This is a genomic window from Streptomyces sp. NPDC055189 (genome assembly GCF_053606765.1).
The window spans coordinates 52144-71729 of record NZ_JBSGSG010000047.1; the positions used below are offsets into that span (position 1 = coordinate 52144).

Below are 19586 nucleotides of genomic sequence, written 5' to 3' on the forward strand. Positions count from 1 at the left end.
TTCATCCGGTGGGTCGCGTATCGCCGTCTGCGGCGGCGATACCTGTGGGGCCGGGGAAATCTCCCGGCCCTTGTATGTGGCGGCTCTCGTATGTGGCGGGGCGTGTTCACCCGCTCACTCAAGGGGACCAGGCCGCAGGGGTGTGCGAGGCCGCCGCGGGCGCCTGCGACTCAGGCAAATGCCTGAGTCGCAGGGCGTATTGGGCCGCCGGGTCCGACCGTCATTTCGGGACACCGGCCGGGATTAGGGCATGCGTAGAGCCGGGGCGGGTTATCCAATGCGCTGTGACTGTGCGTCAGCCAGTCGTATACGGACGGAGACCGCTGTGGACGATTCCAGCCTCAAGGCACTGCTCGAGCACCTTCCCGTGTTCTGGTGGGAAGTCGACGAGCCGTGGCACGTGCTGGAGCGAGGGGGCGGCGCCTTCGCCGATACGAGTACGGCGCAGCGTTTCCTGGACCGGATGCGCCAGGAGCTGGCGGGCCCGGGGCATCGGCCGCAGGAGGGCCGCTGGCAGGCCCGGTTCGACGGCCGTACCTTCGACGTCAGCTGGCCCCTGCGCGAGGACGGCGTCCGCGAGGGCGGCGTCCGCGGTCGCAGGCGCGGCCTGGCGGTGGAGGTCGATGCCCGGGCCGCGGCGCCGCGCCGGTATGCCGCCTTCGCGGAGCTCGTGGACCTCGCCCCGGCCGCCGCGTTCATCCGGGACTGCGAGGGACGCTATCTGTGGGCCAACCACGCCTACGCGCACCTCTACGGCACCGTCCCCGAGCAGGTCGTCGGCAAGTTCATCGAGGACTTCGACGCGCCCGCCGAGGCCGACCAGTTCCGCACCCTGGACCAGGAGATCCTCACGCGGGGGACGGCGGTGCGCCACACGCTGGGCTACCGCCGCCCGGACGGCAGCGCGGGCCGGGCGGTGGGCCACCGTTTTCCCGTACGGGAGAACGCGCAGACCTGTGTCGCGGGGATCTATGTGGATGTCACCGACCATCTGCGCGCCACCGTCCAGCGCCAGGAGGCCGAGGAGAACCTGCAGGCCCTGCGCGACCACAGCGGCCTGCCCTGTGCGCTGCTTTCGGCGAACGGACGCGTGATCGAGGCGAGCGCGGCGGCCGCCGAACTGTTCCGCCTGAGCCTGCCCGATCTGGTCGGGCGCCGGGCGCACACCCTGCTCGCCCCCGAGCCCGACCTCGACCGGCTGCACCGACGGTGGAAGGGCCTGATAGCCCGCCGTGTCAGACGCCTTGAGACATCCGCGGTGCTCGTCGACACCGAGGGGCTGCAGCGCCGGGCGCAGCTGCACCTGACGACGATCGGCCATTCCGCCGGCCGGGCCCGCCACGTCTGGGTCGTGGTCACCCACCAGAGCCTGGCCCACGAGGCCCATCCGGCGCTCACCGCTGCGCAGCTGCGCATCCTCTCCCTCCTGGCGGAGGGCAGCAGCAACGGCGACATCGCCGCCTCGCTGAAGCTGTCGCGGCAGACGGTCGACTACCACCTCAGCCGCCTGCGGCACCTGCTGGGCGCCGCGACCCGCCCGGCCCTCGTCGCCCGCGCCTATGTCCTGGGCATCCTTGCCCCGCGCGCCTGGCCCCCGCGTTCGGCGACGGCGGCCCATCCGCTGAGCACAGCCTGACGAGCGCGGGCCGCCCGCCCGCCTGGCCCCGCCCGCCCGGCCGCAATGCAAGATCGCAAGATTCTGATGGAATCGAGCAAGAAATTCGCGTCCCCGGCCGGGTCTGGCGGCGCCGCCGCACCGCTGCATCACCTCGTTGGCCTGGGATGCGGCGTCAGCGGCGGCTGCGGGATCTGAACTGCGCCGGGGCGGGCGGGAGTTGCAGGGTGTGTGCGAAGCGTTGACATTCCCGGGGTGTGCGGCAAATCTGTGCTCTCGTGGGAGCAAGAAATCGACTGGATTAAGAAAATGTCATATACACCCGCACCGTCCCATCCGGGCTGCCGCCCCAACAGGCCCGGATGCGTCATGAGTTCACGCGGGTGATCCGACCGCTCAGCAAGCCCCCGCTCCTCCCCGCGCTGCGCCGGCCAGGCGCACCGCGGCACCCGCAGCCCCCGTGGAACAGAGGACGCCATGAGATGGAAGCCACGCAGCAGACGGCTGATCACCGCCGCGCTCAGTGCCGGACTGATAGCCCTGGGCCTGGTGCCCGCCACCGCCGGCGCGGCCCCCGCGCGGCCCGCGGCCGAGCCCGCGAACCTCGCGCTGAACAAGCCGATCGAGGCGTCCTCGTCGACGCAGAACTACTTCGCCACCAACGCCAACGACAACAGCACGAGCACCTACTGGGAATCGAGCGGCCACCCCTCGACGCTGACGGTCAAGCTCGGCGCCAACGCCGACCTTGACTCGGTCGTCGTCAAGCTCAACCCCGACGCGGCCTGGGCGACGCGCACGCAGAACATCGAGGTGCTCGGCCGCGAGCAGTCCGCCCAGGGCTTCAAGTCCCTCAAGGCGCGCGCCGATTACAGCTTCAGCCCCTCCGGCAACCGCAACTCCGTGAGCATCCCGGTCAGCGGCCGGTACGCCGACGTCCAGCTGAAGATCTACAGCAACAGCTCCGGATACGGTGCCCAGGCCGCCGAGTTCCAGGTGATCGGCACCCCGGCGCCCAATCCCGACCTGACCGTCTCGAACCTCACCTGGGATCCGGCCAAGCCCTCCGAGAGCGACAAGATCAACGTCAACGCCACGGTGCGCAACACCGGCAGCGCGGCCGCCGCCGCGACCACGGTGAACGTCAGCCTCGGCGGTACCGTCGCGGGCAGCGCGGCGGTACCCGCACTCGGCGCCGGCGAGTCGGCCACCGTCAAGGTGGACATCGGCAAGCGCGCCCAGGGCAGCTACACCGTCTCCGCGGTCGTCGACCCCACCGACACCATCGACGAGCAGAACGACGACAACAACAGCCGCACCGCCGAGGAGAAGCTGACGGTCGGCCAGAGCCCCGGCCCCGACCTCGAAATCACCGGCATCACGTCCAATCCCGCCAACCCCGCTGTGGGCGCCAAGGTCACCTTCGCCGCGAAGGTCCACAACCGCGGCACCAGCGGGGTGAGCGCCGGATCGGTGACCCGCCTGACGGTGGGCGATGCCACCCTCAACGGCTCGGCCCCGGCCATCGCCGCGGGCGAGACGGCCACCGTGGACATCAGCGGCAGCTGGACGGCGACCAGCGGCGGCGCCACGCTCACCGCCACCGCCGACGCCACCAACACCGTCGCCGAGACCAACGAGAACAACAACGTCTTCGCCCGCTCCATCGTGGTCGGACGCGGCGCGGCCGTGCCGTATGCCGAGTACGAGGCGGAGGACGGACGCTACGAAGGCACGCTCCTGGAGGCCGACGCCGAGCGCACCTTCGGCCACACCAACTTCGCCACCGAGTCCTCGGGCCGCAAGTCCGTGCGCCTCAACTCCGCCGGCCAGTTCGTGGAGTTCACCTCCACCAGCGCGGCCAACTCCATCGTCGTACGCAACTCGATCCCCGACGCCGCGGGCGGCGGCGGCCAGGAGAAGACCCTGAGCCTGTACGCGGACGGCAAGTTCGTGCAGAAGCTGACCCTGTCCTCCAAGCACAGCTGGCTCTACGGCAACACCGACCAGCCCGAGGGCCTGACCAACCGGCCCGGCGGCGACGCGCGGCGCCTCTTCGACGAATCGCACGCCCTGCTCACCCAGACCTATCCGCAGGGCACCAAGTTCAAGCTGCAGCGCGACGCCGGTGACGACGCCGCGTTCTACATCGTCGACCTGGTCGACCTGGAGCAGGTGGCGCCCGCCGCGAGCAAGCCCGCCGAATGCACCTCGATCACCGCCTACGGAGCGGTCCCCAACGACGGCATCGACGACACGAACGCCATCCAGAAGGCCGTGACCGCCGACCAGAAGGGCGACATCGCCTGCGTGTGGATCCCGGCCGGACAGTGGCGCCAGGAACAGAAGATCCTCACCGACGACCCGCTCAACCGCGGCCAGTTCAACCAGGTCGGCATCCGTGACGTGACCATCCGCGGCGCGGGCATGTGGCACTCCCAGCTCTACACCCTGACCCCGCCGCACGAGGCCGGCGGCATCAACCACCCGCACGAGGGCAACTTCGGCTTCGACATCGACGACAACACCAAGATCTCCGGCATCGCCATCTTCGGCTCGGGCACCATCCGCGGCGGCGACGGCAACGCGGAAGGCGGCGTGGGCCTCAACGGCCGCTTCGGCAAGAACACCAAGATCAATGATGTGTGGATCGAGCACGCCAACGTCGGAACGTGGGTCGGTCGCGACTACAGCAACATCCCCGAGCTGTGGGGTCCGGGCGACGGCCTGGAGTTCAACGGGATGCGCATCCGCAACACCTACGCCGACGGCGTGAACTTCACCAACGGCACCCGCAACTCAACCGTGTTCAACTCCTCCTTCCGCAACACGGGCGACGACGCCCTGGCCGTGTGGGCCAGCAAGTACGTCAAGGACACCTCGACGGACGTCGGCCACGACAACGTCTTCCGCAACAACACCGTGCAGCTGCCCTGGCGCGCCAACGGCATCGCGGTGTACGGCGGCTACGGCAACAAGATCGAGAACAATCTCGTGTACGACACCATGAACTACCCCGGCATCATGCTCGCCACCGACCACGACCCGATCCCCTTCACCGGCCAGACGCTGATCGCCAACAACGGGCTCTACCGCACCGGCGGCGCGTTCTGGAACGAGGACCAGGAGTTCGGCGCCATCACGCTGTTCGCCCAGGGCCCGGACATCCCCGGCGTCACGATCCGCGACACCGACATCCATGACTCCACCTACGACGGCATCCAGTTCAAGACGGGCGGCGGCGCCATGCCGGACGTGAAGATCTCCGACGTGACGATCTCCAAGTCCAACAACGGCTCGGGCATCCTGGCCATGGGCGGCGCCCGCGGCAGTGCCACGCTCACGGACGTGACGATCAGCGGCTCGCGCGACGGCGACATCTTCAAGGAGCCCGGATCCCAGTTCGTGATCAACGGAGGGGGTGTCAAGAAGTCCTCCGTCCGGTCGTTCACCGCCCGCTGACGGCGACACCTGCCCGGTATGCAGGAAAGAGCCGCCCGCCCCTGGGGGCGGGCGGCTCCACCGCTTGTGCCTACTCCTCCCGCAGCCGCTGGGCCGCTGCCCGCCCCGTCGCGACGCAGGCGGCGACGCCCACCCCTTCGTACAGCGCCCCGCACAGTGCGACACCGGATAGCTTGCCGACCGCCTCCCGGATGGCGGCGACCCGATCCGCGTGCCCCACCTCGTACTGCGGCAGGCCCTGGCGCCAGCGCGTGACTTTCGAGGCGTGCAGGTCGCTCATCGGGCCCAGGGCCTGGCTCAGTTCGGCCCGGGCGAGAGCGACCAGGCGCCGGTCGTCGAGATCGAGCAGGTGCTCCTCGCCCACCCGGCCCACCGAGGCGCGCACGATCAGTTTCGACGGTGCCTCCTCACGCTGCCAGGCCCACTTGTGGGACAGGAGTGTGGCGGCCTTGATCGTGCGGCCGTCCACCGGCGGGACGAGGAAGCCGTTGAGGCCCGGGGAAGGACTGCCCTGCCACTGACGGGCGAACGCCATGGTGATGACGGCCGATCCGGCGTAGCGGACGGCGTCGAGTTCGGCCCGGGCGGCCGGGGAGTGCGGGCCCAGGAGCGTGGCCGCGGCGTGCGCGGGCAGCGCGACGATCACCGCGTCGGCATCCAGCGCCGCCGGCCCGTACTCGGTGGCCGCGTGGACCCGCCAGCGGTGGCCCTGAGCGCGCTCCAGGGCGAGGGCGGTGCTGCTGGTCAGGACGCGGGCCCCGCTCGCGGCGGCCACCGCGCGCGGCAGCCGGCCGGTGCCGCCCGCGATGCCCCGGACCACGCTCGGCCGCGGCCCCGGCGCCGTGCTCGCGCTGTCCCGGCGGCGGCGCAGAGCGGCGAGCAGGGATTCGTCCGAGGCGGCGACGGGGGCGAGGAAGGGCATCGCCGAGCGCAGGGAGAGCTCATCGGTGCGCCCGGCGTAGATCCCGCCGAGCAGCGGTTCCACGAGACGGTCCACCGCTTCCCGGCCGATGCGGGGCGCGAGGTACGCGGCGATGCTGATATCCGTTCCCTCGGTGAGGACGGGGTGCGCGGGGATCGCCTCCTCCCGCGCCAGCCTGGCGAGCCCTTCGTCGGACAGCAGGCCGGTGCCGTTGAGGGCGGCCGCGTCCGCGGGAATGCCCATTACATGGCCCGCGGGCAGCGGGCGAAGGGCATCTCGCGTCCAGAAGGTGACGGGGGCGGGTTCCGGGTCGCGCAGGCTGTCGCCGAGGCCGACCTCCTCCGCGAGCCGTACGGCTTCGGGGCGCAGCGCCATGACGGACTCCGCGCCCTCGTCGACGGGAGTACCGGCCAGCGTGCCGGTGCGCAGCTTGCCGCCCACGCGCTCGCCCGCCTCCAGGACGGTGACCTCGGCCTTGCCGCGCAGCTCCCATGCGGCGGCGAGACCGCTGATGCCGCCGCCGATGACGATCACTGAGGGCACGTGGACTCCTTGGTGGGGGAGGGGCCCTGTTCGGGGGCACCCGTACGGGCTTCCGGCGCACCCGGCTCATACGCACACCAGGGGTCGGCCGCCAGGTAGTCCCCGGTGACGGCGTAGGCACGGGAGCGCGAACCGCCGCACAGCGTCCGGTACTCGCAGCGCCCGCACTTGCCGCGCAGCAGGTCGGGGTCGCGCAGCTGGGTGAACAGCGGCGAGGTGCGGTAGATGTCGGTCAGCGGGCGGTGCTTGGTGTTGCCCGCCGACAGCGGCAGGAAGCCGCTGGGCGTGACCTCGCCGGTGTGCGAGACGAAGACGAAGCCCCGCCCCGATGAGACGTCCATGGGCGGTCGCCGGTTCGTGCGCCGCTCGCCGTCGAAGAGCCCGAGCGCGGCGGCCCGTGCCGTCAGGCGGGCGTGCAGCTCCCCGGTGCGGGGTGCTTCGCCCAGCTCGGCCAGAGCGGTCCGCTGCAGCACGACGCGCCGGAAGTGGTGTCCCTCGGTGGTCTTGGTGGCCATGAACGCCCCGCAGTCGTAGAGGAAGTGCAGGACGTCCTCGGTCTCGGCGGGCGTGAGCGAGGCGAGGTCGGCGCCGCGGCCGGTGGGCACGAGCAGGAACCCGGACCACAGCATGGCCTTCTCGCGGCGCACGAGCTCGGCGATGTCGGCCAGGTCGTCGAGGCTGTGCCGCGAGACCGTGGTGTTGATCTGCACCTTCAGGCCGAGGTCGCGCGCCGTGCGCCAGCCTTGCAGCGTCAGGGCGAAGACCCCCTCGACGCCCCGGAAGGCGTCGTGGCGCGCGGCGGTGGACGCGTCCACGCTGAGCGAGAGGGCGACGGCGCCCGCGTCACGCACCGCCGTCAGGTTCCGCCGCGTGAGGGTGGGCGTGCCGGACGGCGACACCGCGACCCGCAGGCCCAACTGCGTCCCGTAGGCGATGAGGTCGGCCAGGTCCGGGCGCTGGAAGGGGTCGCCGCCGGTGATGACGAACAGCGGGTGGGGCCGGCCGAAGGCGGCGATCTGGTCCATCAGGGCGCGGGCCTGCGCCCCGTCCAGCTCGAAGGGACTGCGCCGGGTGTTGGCCTCGGCCCGGCAGTGCAGACAGGCCAGCGGGCAGGCCCGCGTCGCCTCCCAGATGACCAGGAAGGGGCGGTCGGCGACCGCGTGCCGTGGCGTGCGCACGAGCTTGCCGGGGTCGGCCGTCGTCAGGGCTTCAGGAGCGGTCGTCGTCACCGGACCCGCTCCCAGCCGCGCCGCTCGGGACGCGGGGTCAGCCGCTTCGGGTCCCGGCTGCGATAGACGACGAAGGGCCTGAAGACGTAGCGCACCGGGGCGCTGAACATGTGCACCAGGCGCGAGTAGGGAATGAGCGCGAAGAGGGTGAATCCGAACAGGATGTGCAGCTTGAAGGCGAGGGGCGCGTCCGCCATCAGCTGGTAGTCGGGCGAGAAGGTGAACAGCGAGCGGAACCACGGCGAGATGCCCTCGCGGTAGTTGTAACCGTTCGTCGCACCGGTCGAGTTGAGGATCGTGGCAAGGAGACCGAGGACGATCGCGCCGAGCAGGAAGGTGTACATCAGGTGGTCGCTGCGCAGGGTGGCCCGGCGCACGGCGGGCACCGCGAAGCGGCGGTAGACGAGCACTCCGATCCCGGCGATGGCCGCGGCGCCCGCGATCGCTCCGGTGCCGACCGCCACCAGGTGGTAGGTGTGGTCGCTGACGCCGAACGCGTCGGTCCAGCTCTGCGGGATCAGCAGGCCCACCACATGGCCGAGTACGACGAACAGCATCCCGAAGTGGAACAGCGGCGAGCCGATCCGCAGCAGCCGCGACTCGTGCAGCTGGGAGGAGTGGCTGGTGCGGCCGAACCGGTCGTAGCGGGCGCGCCAGACGGTGCCCGAGATCAGCAGCGCGATCGAGACGTAGGGCAGCACGCCCCACAGGAGGAGATCGGTCATGCCGACGGCCTTTCGGGAATGGCGTTGTCAACGGAGCGGGTGGGCCAGGGCAGGTCGATGACCGCGCCGAAGGGCTCCGGCGGTGAGCCGATGCCGACGAGCTCCTGCGGCGGCCCCTTGCGGGCCATCGCCTTGGCCTCCTCCCTGGTCTTGGGGGAAGGGCCCGGAAGCGTGGTGCACAGCGCTTCGAGGACCGCCGCGTAGGGGGTGTCCGCCGCCGCGACGGCAAGGCGAAGGAGTTCGAGACCGACCCGGTGCTCTTCCAGCAGGGCGGTGCCCGCCTCGGGGCGGCGGGCGGCGAAGTCCAGGACGACGGGCAGGAAGTCGGGCAGCTCCTCGTCGGCGTAGCGCAGGCCGTGCTCGCGGTAGATCTGCTTGACGCGGACGAGGGACATACCGCGCCGCCGGGTGTCGCCGTCGGCCCACCATGTGAGGTAGAGGCAGCGGCGGTTGCGGGTGTCGAAGGTGGACGTGTAGTGAGCGCACAGGTCGAGCGGCTCGGTGGCGGCGACGTGGTCGAGGAAGCGGGACAGGAGCGCGGCGGCGCCGGGCGGCGCCTCGTCCAGCGCCGCACGCAGGGCGGGCAGCTCCGCGTACAGCCGGTTTTCGGGATACTCCAGGCAGCGGCCCACGATCAGCCGGGTGACGTCGTCGGCACTGACCGGCGCGGTCACGGATTCTGCGGCGGGCGCGCTCATGCGCTCCTCCGGGTGGCTCCGAGATTGAGCAGGACGCGCGCAGGGGATCCGGAGGCATCGGGGAGCCCCGCGACCGGGCAGGCCGCCCGGGCCGGGTCATCGGCGTCCTGGAAGGGGTGTGCGTCGGCCAGCGCGTCCGCGTCCGCCCGGGCCGCGCTCGGCACCACGAAGCGGTCCTCCAGCTTGGCCACGGCCAGCAGCCGGAACATGTCGCGCATCTCGACCCCCGACAGGCCGACGGCCCGGGCGATGCTCTCGTCGGGTTCCTCGCCGAGGTTGATGCGCCGCATGTAGGCGCGCATGGCGGCCATCCGGTGCAGCACGGCGTCGACGACGTCCGTGTCCCCGGCGGTGAGGAGCTGCGCCAGGTACTCCACGGGGATGCGCATCGCGTCGATGGCCCCGAAGAGGTTGCCCGCGTCCTCGCCGTCGTTCCCGGTGGCGGCGACGGCCTCGACGACGGGCGAGAGCGGCGGCACGTACCAGACCATCGGCATCGTGCGGTACTCCGGGTGCAGCGGCAGCGCGACCTGGTAGGTGGCGATCAGGTCGTAGACGGGGGAGCGGCGGGCCGCCGCGAGCCACTCGTCGGTGATGCCGGACGCGCGCGCCGCAGCCTGCACGGCCGGGTCGTGCGGATCGAGGAAGCAGTCCAACTGGCTTGGATACAGGTCGTGTTCGTCCTCGACGGCGGCCGCTTCGGCGACCTTGTCCGCGTCGTAGAGCATGACCCCGAGATAGCGCATGCGGCCCACGCAGGTCTCCGAGCACACCGTGGGCATGCCGACCTCGACGCGCGGGAAGCAGAAGGTGCACTTCTCGGCCTTGCCGGTGGCGTGGTTGAAGTAGACCTTCTTGTACGGGCAGCCGCTGACGCACATCCGCCAGCCCCGGCAGGTGTCCTGGTCGACCAGGACGATGCCGTCCTCGGAGCGCTTGTACATCGCGCCGGAGGGGCAGGCGGAGACGCACGCGGGGTTGAGGCAGTGCTCGCAGATGCGCGGCAGGTAGAACATGAAGGACTGCTCGAACTCGAAGCGGATCTTCTCGCCCACCTCGTCGCGGATCTTCTCCACGATCGGATCGCGCGGCCCGTGCTCGGGTGCGCCGCCCAGGTTGTCGTCCCAGTTCGGACCCCATTCGATCTTCTCCATGGGGGCGCCGGTGACCTGGGAGACGGGCCGGGCGGTGGGCAGGTCGTCGCCCGCCGGAGCGTCGGTGAGGTTCTTGTACTCGTAACTCCACGGCTGGTAGTAGTCGTCGAGCCCCGGCAGGTCCGGGTTGGCGAAGATGCTGCCCAGGCGCTTGGCGCGCGAGCCGGAACGCAGGCGCAGCTTGCCGGAGCGGGTGCGCTCCCAGCCGCCCTTCCACTTCTCCTGGTCCTCCCAGCGCCGGGGGTAGCCCTGGCCGGGGAGGGTCTCGACGTTGTTGAACCAGACGTACTCGGTGCCCTGCCGGTTGGTCCACGTCTGCTTGCAGGTGACCGAGCAGGTGTGGCAGCCGATGCACTTGTCGAGGTTCATCACCATGGCGATCTGGGCCATGACGCGCCCGGGGGCGGCGGTGTCTCGGGGCATCAGTACTGCACCTCCTGGGCGCGGCGGCGTACGACGGTGACCTCGTCGCGCTGGTTTCCGGTCGGCCCGAGATAGTTGAACGCCCAGGTCAACTGGGCGTAGCCGCCGATGAGATGGGTGGGCTTGAGCATCACGCGGGTGAGGGAGTTGTGGATGCCGCCGCGCTTGCCGGTCTTCTCGGTGCGCGGGACGCCGACCGTGCGCTCCTGGGCGTGGTTCATGTAGACGGTGCCGGGCGGCATCTTGTGGGAGACGATCGCGCGGGCGGTGACGACGCCGTTGCGGTTGACCGCCTCGATCCAGTCGTTGTCCGCCACGCCGATCGATTCGGCGTCCTGCGGGGACATCCAGATCGTCTGGCCACCCCGGCCAAGCGACATCATGTACAGGTTGTCCTGGTACATGGAGTGCACGGCCCACTTGTTGTGCGGGGTGAGGTAGCGCACGGCGACCGTCTTCTCGTCGACCCGGCCCAACTGCGGTTCTCCGTACAGGCGGTGCATGTTGAGCGGTGGCTTGTAGACGGGCAGTGCCTCGCCTACCTCGTGGATCCAGTCGTGGTCCAGGAAGAAGTGCTGGCGTCCGGTGAGGGTGTGCCAGGGCTTGAGGTGCTCGGTGTTGACGGTGAAGGCGGTGTAGCGCCGGCCGCCGGACTCGCTGCCCGACCATTCGGGCGAGGTGATGACGGGGACCGGGCGGGCCTGGGTGTCGGCGAAGTTGACGCGCTTGCCCTCGGCCTCGGCGGCCAGGTGGGCCATCTCCGTGCCGACCTTCTTCTCCAGGGTCTCGAAGCCCTGGGTGGCCAAGCGGCCGTTGGAGGTACCGGACAGCGAGAGGATCGCCTCGCAGGCACGCTGGGCGGTGTCGATGCGGGGCCGCCCGTCGGCCACTCCGCCCCGGACCGTGCCGTTCTTCTCGCCCAGGTAGGCCACTTCCTCGCCCACGTCGAAGGTGATGGCCTTGGTGGTGACGCCGAGGGTGTCGATCAGCGGGCCCAGGGCGGCGAACTTCTCGCCGACGGCGCCGTAGTCACGCTCCACGACCGCCAGGTTGTACATGGTGCGCCCCGGCACGGGCTCGCATTCGCCCTTCGACCAGTCGAGCGCGACGCCGCCGGGCTGCGCCATCTCCCCGCCGGGGGTGTCGTGCTGCAGCGCGGTCGCCACCACGTCCTTGCGTACGCCGAGGTGCTCGGCGGCCAGTTCGCCGAACCTGCGGGCCAGCGTCAGGAAGGCGTCGAAGTCGGAGCGGGCCTGCCAGGGCGGGTCGACGGCCGGGGTGAAGGCGTGCAGGAAGGGGTGCATGTCCGTGGAGGACAGGTCGTGCTTCTCGTACCAGGTGGCGGCCGGGAACACGACGTCCGCAAGGAGCGTGGTCGACGTCATGCGGAAGTCCATGGCCAGCAGCAGATCGAGTTTGCCCTCGACGTCCTGCTGGTGCCAGGTGACATCGCGCGGCGCGCAGCGCGGGCCGTCGTCGGGCAGGTTGGAGTGGGTGCCCAGCAGGTGCTTGAGGAAGTACTCGTTGCCCTTGGAGCTGGAGCCGAGGAGATTGGCCCGCCACACGGTCAGCACCCGGGGCCAGTTGCCGGGCGCGTCGGGATCCTCGCCCGCGAACTTCAGCCGTCCCGCCTTGAGTTCGTCCACGGTGTGCTGGACGGGGTCCTCGGCCTCGCCGAGGTCCAGGGGATTGCGGTCGAAGGTGGGGTAGGAGGGCATCCAGCCCATGCGGGCGGAGGCGGCCAGGCAGTCGGCGCCGCTCATGCCCTCGAAGTGCCCGTCGGCCAGCGGGGAGGCGAGGGATTCGGCGGGCAGGGTGTCGTAGCGCCACTGGTCGGTGTGCAGATAGAACCAGCCGGCGCCGATCATGTGGCGGGGCGGGCGGGCCCAGTCGGCGCCGCTGGCCAGGGTGGCCCAGCCGGTGACCGGGCGGCACTTCTCCTGGCCGACGTAGTGGCCCCAGCCGCCGCCGTTGCGGCCCTGGCAGCCGGTGAGGGTGAGCAGGGCAAGGAAGGCGCGGTAGATGGTCTCGGAGTGGAACCAGTGGTTGGTCCCGGCCCCCATCAGGATCATGCAGCGGCCCTTGGACTGCTCGGCCGTCTGCCCGAACTCCCTTGCCACGCGCGCCGCCTGGGCGGCCGGGACGGAGGTGAGGGTCTCCTGCCAGGCGGGGGTGCCGGGCTGCGAGGCGTCCTCGTAGGAGGTGGGCCACTGGCCGGGCAGGCCCTCGCGGGCGACGCCGTACTGCGCGAGCATCAGGTCGAAGACGGTGGTGACCAGGTGCCCGCCGATCCGCCGCACCGGCACGCCGCGCCGCATCGTGGTGTCCGTGTCCTCCTCGAAGCGGGGAAGCACGATCTCGGCGGTGTCCGCGCCCGCCTCGCCGTGCAGAGCCTCGTCGTACAGGCTGAGGCGGGGGACGGTGTCGCCCAGGTCGAGGTTCCACTCGGGGGTTTCGCTGCTGCCCCAGCGGTGGCCGAGGGTGCCGTTGGGTATGACGGGCTCGCCGCTCGTGTCGTCGACCAGGACGGTCTTCCAGCGGGCGTTCTCGGTGGACTCGCCGAGGTCGGCGGCGTTGAGGAACTTGTGCGGGACAAGACCCTGTTCGGTGTCCCGCAGGGTGACCAGGAACGGCAGGTCGGTGTATTGGCGTACGTAATCGGTGAAGAAGTCCGTCTGCCGGTCGACGAAGAATTCCTTGAGGATGACGTGGCCCATCGCAAGGGCGAGTGCGCCGTCCGTTCCCGGGTGCGGATGCATCCACTCGTCGGCGAATTTGGTGTTGTCCGCGAAATCCGGGGACACGGTGACGACTTTCTGGCCGCGATAACGCGCCTCGGCCATCCAGTGCGCGTCCGGCGTGCGCGTCACCGGCACATTGGAGCCCCACATCATCAGATACGCGGCGTCCCACCAGTCACCGGACTCCGGTACGTCGGTCTGGTCGCCGAAGACCTGCGGCGAGGCGACCGGCAGGTCCGCGTACCAGTCGTAGAAGGACAGCATCGGGGCGCCGATGAGCGAGTGGAAACGCGCCCCCGCGGCGTGCGAGGCCATCGACATGGCGGGGATGGGGGAGAAGCCCGCGATGCGGTCGGGGCCGTGCTCCTTGATGGTGTGCACCTGGGCGGCGGCGGCGATCTCCACCGCCTCCTCCCAGCTCGCCCGGACGAGGCCGCCCTTGCCGCGCGCCTGCTGGTAGGCGCGCCGGCGCTCCGGGTCGCGCTGGATGTCGGCCCAGGCCAGGACGGGATCCTTCAGGCGCTTCTTCGCCTCGCGGTACATCGTCAGGAGGGTGCCGCGCACGTAGGGGTGGCGCACCCGCGTCGGCGAGTAGCTGTACCAGGAGAAGGAGGCGCCGCGGGGGCAGCCGCGCGGCTCGTACTCGGGGCGGTCCGGGCCGACCGAGGGATAGTCGGTGGCCTGGGTCTCCCAGGTGATGATGCCGTCCTTGACGAAGACCTTCCAGCGGCAGGAGCCGGTGCAGTTCACGCCGTGCGTGGAGTGCACCACCTTGTCGTGGCTCCAGCGGTCCCGGTAGAAGGCCTCGCCGTCACGCCCGCCGGTGTGGTGCACCGAGCGAAGGTCGTCGGAAACGTCGGCCCGGCTGAAATACCGTCCGGCCTTGAGCAGCGTCTCCGCGGCTCCGCGTTGATTGTGCCGCAACGTGACCCTCCGAAATGGGAAAGACTCCGGCCATGACTTGCCGACAACTCGCCGGGAAATTCGGTGGCCTGTTAAGACCCTAAGCCCGCTCATCGGGCAGAACCCGAGGACTTAAGTCCCAGCGGGCAGTGACCTAATTCCGCAATTCGCGGTCCGCGCCCGTGACATGGTGTGAGTCCGGGTCAAATAGCGCACACGAGGGGGCTTTTGGCCCGCCGGGCCGTAGGGTCCGCATGTCGCTTCCGGAAGGTCTGTCGCTGATGAGCCGCTCCAAGTGGATACCCGACCAGCACGGCGCCTGGGCCATGCTGGCCGTGCCGTTCGCCGCGGGCACCTTCCTGGGGGATCCGGGATGGCTGCACCTGCTCCTGTTCGTGTGCTGGCTGCTGGCCTACGCCGCGGCCTTCCACCTCCAGCAGCACCTCAGACTGAAGCGCGTCTCCCGCAACCCCCGCGCCGCCGAGCGGCACGTCCGCCCGTTCCTGACCTTCGCCACCTTGCTCATCCTGCTGGGCACCCCGCTCCTCGCGGTGCGTCCCTGGCTGGCGGTGGCGGGCGCCGCGGCGCTGCCGTTCTTCGCGGTCAACACCTTCTACGCGCTGCGCAACCGGGAGAGGGCGCTGGTCAACGGCCTGGTCGCGATCGTGCCCGCATGTGCCATGCTCCTGGTCGCGCTGCGGCTCGGCGGCGGGACGCTCGGCGAGGGCGCCGGCCCCTCCGCTGCCTGCCTCCTCTACTTCGGCGGCACGGTCCTGTACGTGAAGTCCATGATCCGCGAACGCCGGAACCGCCGCTTCCTGTACGGGTCGATCGCCTACCACGGCGCGGCCCTGATCTGCGCGACGGTGCTGTTCCCGCCGCTCGCGGTGCTCTTCACCCTGTGCCTGCTGCGTGCCGCGCTGCTGCCGGGCCGGGGCGTGCGGATCCGCACCGTGGGCCTGATCGAGATGGGCCTCTCGGTGGTTCTGCTCGTGACGCTGCTCCTCCTCTGAGCGGCGGGCTCGCACCCGGGGGTCCAAGGTCCCGTGGCGCGGGCCCTTCGGCGGGGTTTTGGCAGGCCGCAGTGGCCCAGACTGGGTTCCGAGCGGAACCTACGGTTCCGTAGGTTCCGGAGCTCCAGCAGCGAGGTTGAGCGCTATGCCGAATACCGTCATGCCGAAGGACGCTGTGCCCGGGGCCGCTGCGCCGGAGGCCGCGGAGGGCGGGAGGCTGCCCCGGATCATCCAGGGCGGCATGGGTGTCGGCGTCTCCGACTGGCGGCTGGCCCGCGCCGTCTCCCGCGCCGGACAGCTCGGCGTCGTCTCCGGCACCGCGCTCGACGCGGTACTCGCGCGCCGACTCCAGCTCGGCGACCCGAGCGGCGATGTGCGGCGCGCCCTCGACGCTTTCCCCGTACCGGAGTTGGCATCCGAGGCGGTCGCCCGCTTCTACGTCGAGGGAGGCATCGGCGAGCACGAACGCTTTCGTACGGTGCCCATGCTGCGGGCCGAGCGGGGCCGCTCCGCCGAGCTTCTGACCATCCTCGGCAACTTCGTCGAGGTGTGGCTGGCCAAGGAGGGGCACCAGGGCCGCGTAGGCATCAACTACCTCGGCAAGGTCGAACTGGGCCTAGCGCCAGCGATGTTCGGGGCGATACTCGCGGGCGTCGACTGCGTCCTGGTCGGTGCCGGTGTCCCCGGCCACGTCCCGGAGCTGGCCACACGCCTGGCCCGCGCGGAACCCGTGACGGTCGCCGTCACGGTCGAAGGCGACGACGAGGCGCACCCCCACCGCTTCGACCCAGGAGCGGTCCTGAGCGGGGGCGCGGTCGCGGAGGAGGAGACCCGCTGCGGCGGAGGCGGAGGCGGAGGCGGGGGCGGGGGCGGAGGCGGTGCCTGTGCCTGCGGCGGGGCGGGAGGATCCGGCGGCACCGGCGCCAGGACCGTCAGCGGGAGGCGTCGGGTGCAGGACGTGAGGATCGACGGACTGCGCGCTGATCGGCCCGCAACCGCCAGTAGCACCAAGGGGGTTGGAGCAGAAAGGGTCGTGTCTGTGGCCGCCGGGCTCCGGCGGCCCGACGTGCTGGCCATCGTCTCCCTGCCCGTGCTCGCCTCGTACCTCGCCAGGGATGAAATCACCCGTCCCGACGGCTTCGTCATCGAGACCCACGGCGCGGGCGGGCACAGCGCACCCCCGCGCGGCAGACTACTGCTCGACCCGGACGGCGATCCCGTCTACGGACCGCGCGACCACCCCGACCTGGCCAGGATGGCCGCACTCGGCATCCCTTACTGGCTGGCGGGCGGCACCGCCCACCCCGACCGGCTCGCGGCCGCCCGCGCGGCCGGGGCCACCGGGGTGCAGATCGGCAGCGCCTTCGCGCTGAGTGAGGACTCCGGCATCGAGCCGGAACTGCGCAGGGAGCTGACGGCGCGGGCCCGTGCCGGGACCCTCGCGGTGCGCAACGACCCCCTGGCCTCCCCGACGGGCTTCCCCTTCAAGGTCGCGCAGGTGCCGGGCACCCTCTCCGACCCCGGTGTCATCGCCGACCGCCGCCGTGTGTGCGACCTGGGATATCTGCGTACGCCCTACCGAACGCCCAGAGGAACCATCGGCTACCGCTGCCCGGCCGAACCCGAGACGGTCTACATACGCAAGGGCGGCGACCCGGCCGCCACCGAGGGGCGGTTGTGCCTGTGCAACGGGCTGCTCGCCGCGGTCGGACTCGGCCAGCGACGGCCGCACGGAGGCGTCGAACCGCTCATCGCCACGCTCGGCCAGGACCTCGGCTTCCTGGCCGAACTGAGCCCGGACGGCGCACCCTACGGCGCTGTCGACGTGGTGCGGTGGATGGTCGGCCCCGCTCCTGCGTCCTCCTAGGGCCAGGGGCCTGCGCGCGGGTGCACTCGGCTGACCGGCGATCGTCGAGGTGATCAGGGAGTGGTGAATCCGCGGAAGGTCACTTGCCTGCGGGTGCTGAAGCCGGTCCGCTTATACAGCGAGATCGCCTCGTGGTTTTCTTGCGCCACGTGCAGGAAGGGACGCTCGCCCCGGGAGACGATGCGCGAGGTCAGTGCCGACACGAGGCGGGCGGCGTGCCCCTGGCCGCGGGCTTCGGGGGCGGTGCAGACAGCGCTGATCTCGGTCCAGCCCGGAGGGCGGAGCCGCTCTCCCGCCATCGCCACCAGGGTGCCGTTGTCCCGGATGCCGAGGTAGGTGCCGAGTTCGGGCGTACGCGGCCAGAAGGGGCCGGGCTTGGTCCTCGCCGCGAGGTCGAGCATCTCGGGCACGCTCTCCGCACCCAGTTCGACGACGCCGTCGTCCGAGGCGGCGGAGGGGCCAGGGGGCCGGACGCTGCCGGACCAGGTCATCTGCAGGCCTTCGAGGACGAAGACCGGTTCCCAGGACGGCGGCGGGAGCACGGGGCAACTGAACATGTCGGCGAACTCGCCCCGCCCGAGCAGTCGAACCAGGTCCGCCCATCCCTCTGTTGCCGCTTCGGGAGCAACGGCAGAGAAGGTCGCGACCCCGGGCAGATAGCTGACGGCGGCGCCGTTACTGCGGGCCAGATGTGCGTGATGTCCGCGGAGCGACGCACCCACCGGGTCGTCAAGTGCGGCGACCTCATCGCTCACCATCTTGCTCTGCCTTTCCCGGGTCCGTTTGTTCGGCAGGAGTCTACGAGGCACGTGGGCTTCCCGTGCCGGGCGGGCATCGCTTGCCGCGTGCCGGCTTGGTCAGATGCTGCTTTCTCCTCTCGCCGGTGCGCACACAGGGCGGAGCTTCCGGGGCCGTACACGTTCGGTCGGTCCGTGCCGCTTTCCCGGCGAAAATGATTGACACATCAAAACTGATGAAGTCATCATCTTGCTGAGCGTCAGGTCCGGCGGACACACGCTGTCCGCCGTCGGGGCGCGCACTCACGGACGAGAGGAGTTCAGCGTGATCGAGATCGAGGTCCCGGCCGCAGCGGCCCGCGCCGACGTGCATCACGGTCTGCACAGCGAGCCGGGCGCGCTGCGCGGAGAACATCCGGGCCGGGCCCGCAACCCGGTGATCAAGGTGGTCGGGCTCGGCTGGCTGGAGTTCGTCAAGCCCGACCTGGACCGCGCGGAGCGCTTCGCCCGCGACTTCGGGTTCGTCGTCCACGAGCGCACACCGGACCGGCTCACCTTGCGCGGCACCTTCTCGGCCCCGCCGTGCCTGGTCATCCGCCGCGGCCGTACGGCCCGCTTCGCCGGCGCGGCATTCCTGGCCGAATCGGCCGCCGACGTGCGGCGGCTGGCCCGCTGGGCCGGGGCGAACGTCCTGCCGCTCGGCGGCGGCCAGGCCGTGCAACTCACCGATCCCAGCGGGATTCCGGTGCGCGTCGTCGCCGGCCTCGACCGGCCGGCGGCCCTGGCGGAGCGCGACCCGCTCAAGCTGAACCTCGGCACGACGCCGGTGCGGTTCAACACGCCCCAGCGGGCTCCGCGCGCCGCGGCCCAAGTACAGCGGCTGGGGCACATCGTGCTGGAGACGACCAAGTTCCGGCGGGCCCTGTCGTGGTACCTGGAAGCGCTCGGCCTGATCGTCAGCGACTTCCTGTACCTCGACGACCTGCGGGACCGCGGACCCACGATGGCGTTCCTGCGCTGCGACCTGGGGACCGTACCGGCGGATCACCACACGCTGGCCATGCATCTGGGGCCGCGCGTCGGGTACGTGCACTCCGCCTACCAGGTCACCGACCTCGACGCCGTGGCGGCGGGCGGGGAGCACCTCGCCGAGCGGGGCTATCGCCGGGTGTGGGGCATCGGTCGGCACATCCAGGGCAGCCAGATCTTCGACTACTGGCGCGATCCCGACCGGATGATGGTCGAACACTACGCCGACGGCGACCTCTTCGACTCCTCCCTGGAGCCGGGGTGGGCGCCCATGAGCGCCGGCGGCCTGGCCCAGTGGGGCCCGCCCGTCTCCCGTGACTTCCTGGGCAGCACGCCCGGCCCCGGCATGGTCGCGGCCCTGCTCAAGGCGTTGGGCGACAAGAGCAACGAGATCGACAAAGACACCCTCACGGCACTGGCGAAAGCGATGGCTGCCTAATGCTGTCGTCAAGCCACGAGATGAAGAGGCGGCCGTGGTGTGTAGGCGTGTCGGTCGCGGAGGATCGCGTAGAGGACGTTCACGCG

Annotated in this window: 12 protein-coding genes; 5 read left to right on the forward strand and 7 right to left on the reverse strand. The window is 70.9% G+C overall.

Going from position 1 to position 19586, the window contains the following annotated elements; translation table 11 throughout:
* Positions 1-325 precede the first annotated feature (325 nt).
* Together ACWFR3_RS28280 and ACWFR3_RS28285 are read left to right on the forward strand one after the other, a co-directional pair.
* Complete coding sequence (locus ACWFR3_RS28280) at positions 326-1636, forward strand: PAS domain S-box protein (RefSeq protein ID WP_453737462.1); 1311 nt, start codon at positions 326-328, stop codon at positions 1634-1636.
* A 456-nt stretch (positions 1637-2092) separates the two neighbouring features.
* A complete protein-coding gene (locus ACWFR3_RS28285) occupies positions 2093-5077 on the forward strand; it encodes a CARDB domain-containing protein (RefSeq protein WP_453737463.1) in 2985 nt (994 codons plus the stop codon).
* 70 nt (positions 5078-5147) lie between these two features.
* Here ACWFR3_RS28285 and hemG read toward each other — a convergent pair whose 3' ends face one another.
* Genes hemG through ACWFR3_RS28315 form a run of 6 tightly spaced genes read right to left on the reverse strand, consistent with a single transcriptional unit; the run spans position 5148 to position 14436 of the window.
* The gene (gene hemG / locus ACWFR3_RS28290; RefSeq protein ID WP_453737464.1) at positions 5148-6542 is read right to left on the reverse strand and encodes a protoporphyrinogen oxidase; all 1395 of its coding nucleotides are present in this window, start codon (positions 6540-6542) and stop codon (positions 5148-5150) included.
* Positions 6530-7771, reverse strand: coding sequence for a TIGR04053 family radical SAM/SPASM domain-containing protein (locus ACWFR3_RS28295; protein ID WP_453737465.1), 1242 nt, complete (start codon positions 7769-7771; stop codon positions 6530-6532). Before ACWFR3_RS28295 ends, hemG begins: the two co-directional genes overlap by 13 nt.
* Positions 7768-8496: a respiratory nitrate reductase subunit gamma gene (narI, locus tag ACWFR3_RS28300; RefSeq protein ID WP_453737466.1), complete on the reverse strand. Its 729-nt coding sequence runs from the start codon at positions 8494-8496 to the stop codon at positions 7768-7770. The genes ACWFR3_RS28295 and narI overlap by 4 nt, the downstream gene beginning before the upstream one ends.
* On the reverse strand, positions 8493-9194 hold the full coding sequence (gene narJ / locus ACWFR3_RS28305) for a nitrate reductase molybdenum cofactor assembly chaperone (RefSeq protein WP_453737467.1): 702 nt from the start codon (positions 9192-9194) through the stop codon (positions 8493-8495). The genes narI and narJ overlap by 4 nt, the downstream gene beginning before the upstream one ends.
* Positions 9191-10771, reverse strand: a complete 1581-nt coding sequence (gene narH, locus ACWFR3_RS28310) for a nitrate reductase subunit beta (protein ID WP_453737468.1) — start codon at positions 10769-10771, stop codon at positions 9191-9193. The genes narJ and narH overlap by 4 nt, the downstream gene beginning before the upstream one ends.
* Positions 10771-14436 carry a nitrate reductase subunit alpha gene (locus ACWFR3_RS28315; protein WP_453737469.1) on the reverse strand — a complete coding sequence of 1222 codons (3666 nt, stop codon included), beginning with the start codon at positions 14434-14436 and terminating at the stop codon, positions 10771-10773. Before ACWFR3_RS28315 ends, narH begins: the two co-directional genes overlap by 1 nt.
* A gap of 260 nt (positions 14437-14696) precedes the next feature.
* On the opposite strand from ACWFR3_RS28315, the gene ACWFR3_RS28320 reads away from it, so the two are divergent.
* On the forward strand, positions 14697-15428 hold the full coding sequence (locus ACWFR3_RS28320; RefSeq protein WP_453737470.1) for a YwiC-like family protein: 732 nt from the start codon (positions 14697-14699) through the stop codon (positions 15426-15428).
* Positions 15429-15588: 160 nt separating this feature from the next.
* On the forward strand, positions 15589-17295 hold the full coding sequence (locus ACWFR3_RS28325) for a nitronate monooxygenase (protein ID WP_453737471.1): 1707 nt from the start codon (positions 15589-15591) through the stop codon (positions 17293-17295).
* A gap of 53 nt (positions 17296-17348) precedes the next feature.
* Here ACWFR3_RS28325 and ACWFR3_RS28330 read toward each other — a convergent pair whose 3' ends face one another.
* Complete coding sequence (locus ACWFR3_RS28330; protein ID WP_453737472.1) at positions 17349-18053, reverse strand: GNAT family N-acetyltransferase; 705 nt, start codon at positions 18051-18053, stop codon at positions 17349-17351.
* A 304-nt stretch (positions 18054-18357) separates the two neighbouring features.
* Between ACWFR3_RS28330 and ACWFR3_RS28335 the strand changes: the two genes are divergently transcribed.
* On the forward strand, positions 18358-19500 hold the full coding sequence (locus tag ACWFR3_RS28335; RefSeq protein WP_453737473.1) for a VOC family protein: 1143 nt from the start codon (positions 18358-18360) through the stop codon (positions 19498-19500).
* Positions 19501-19586 lie beyond the last annotated feature (86 nt).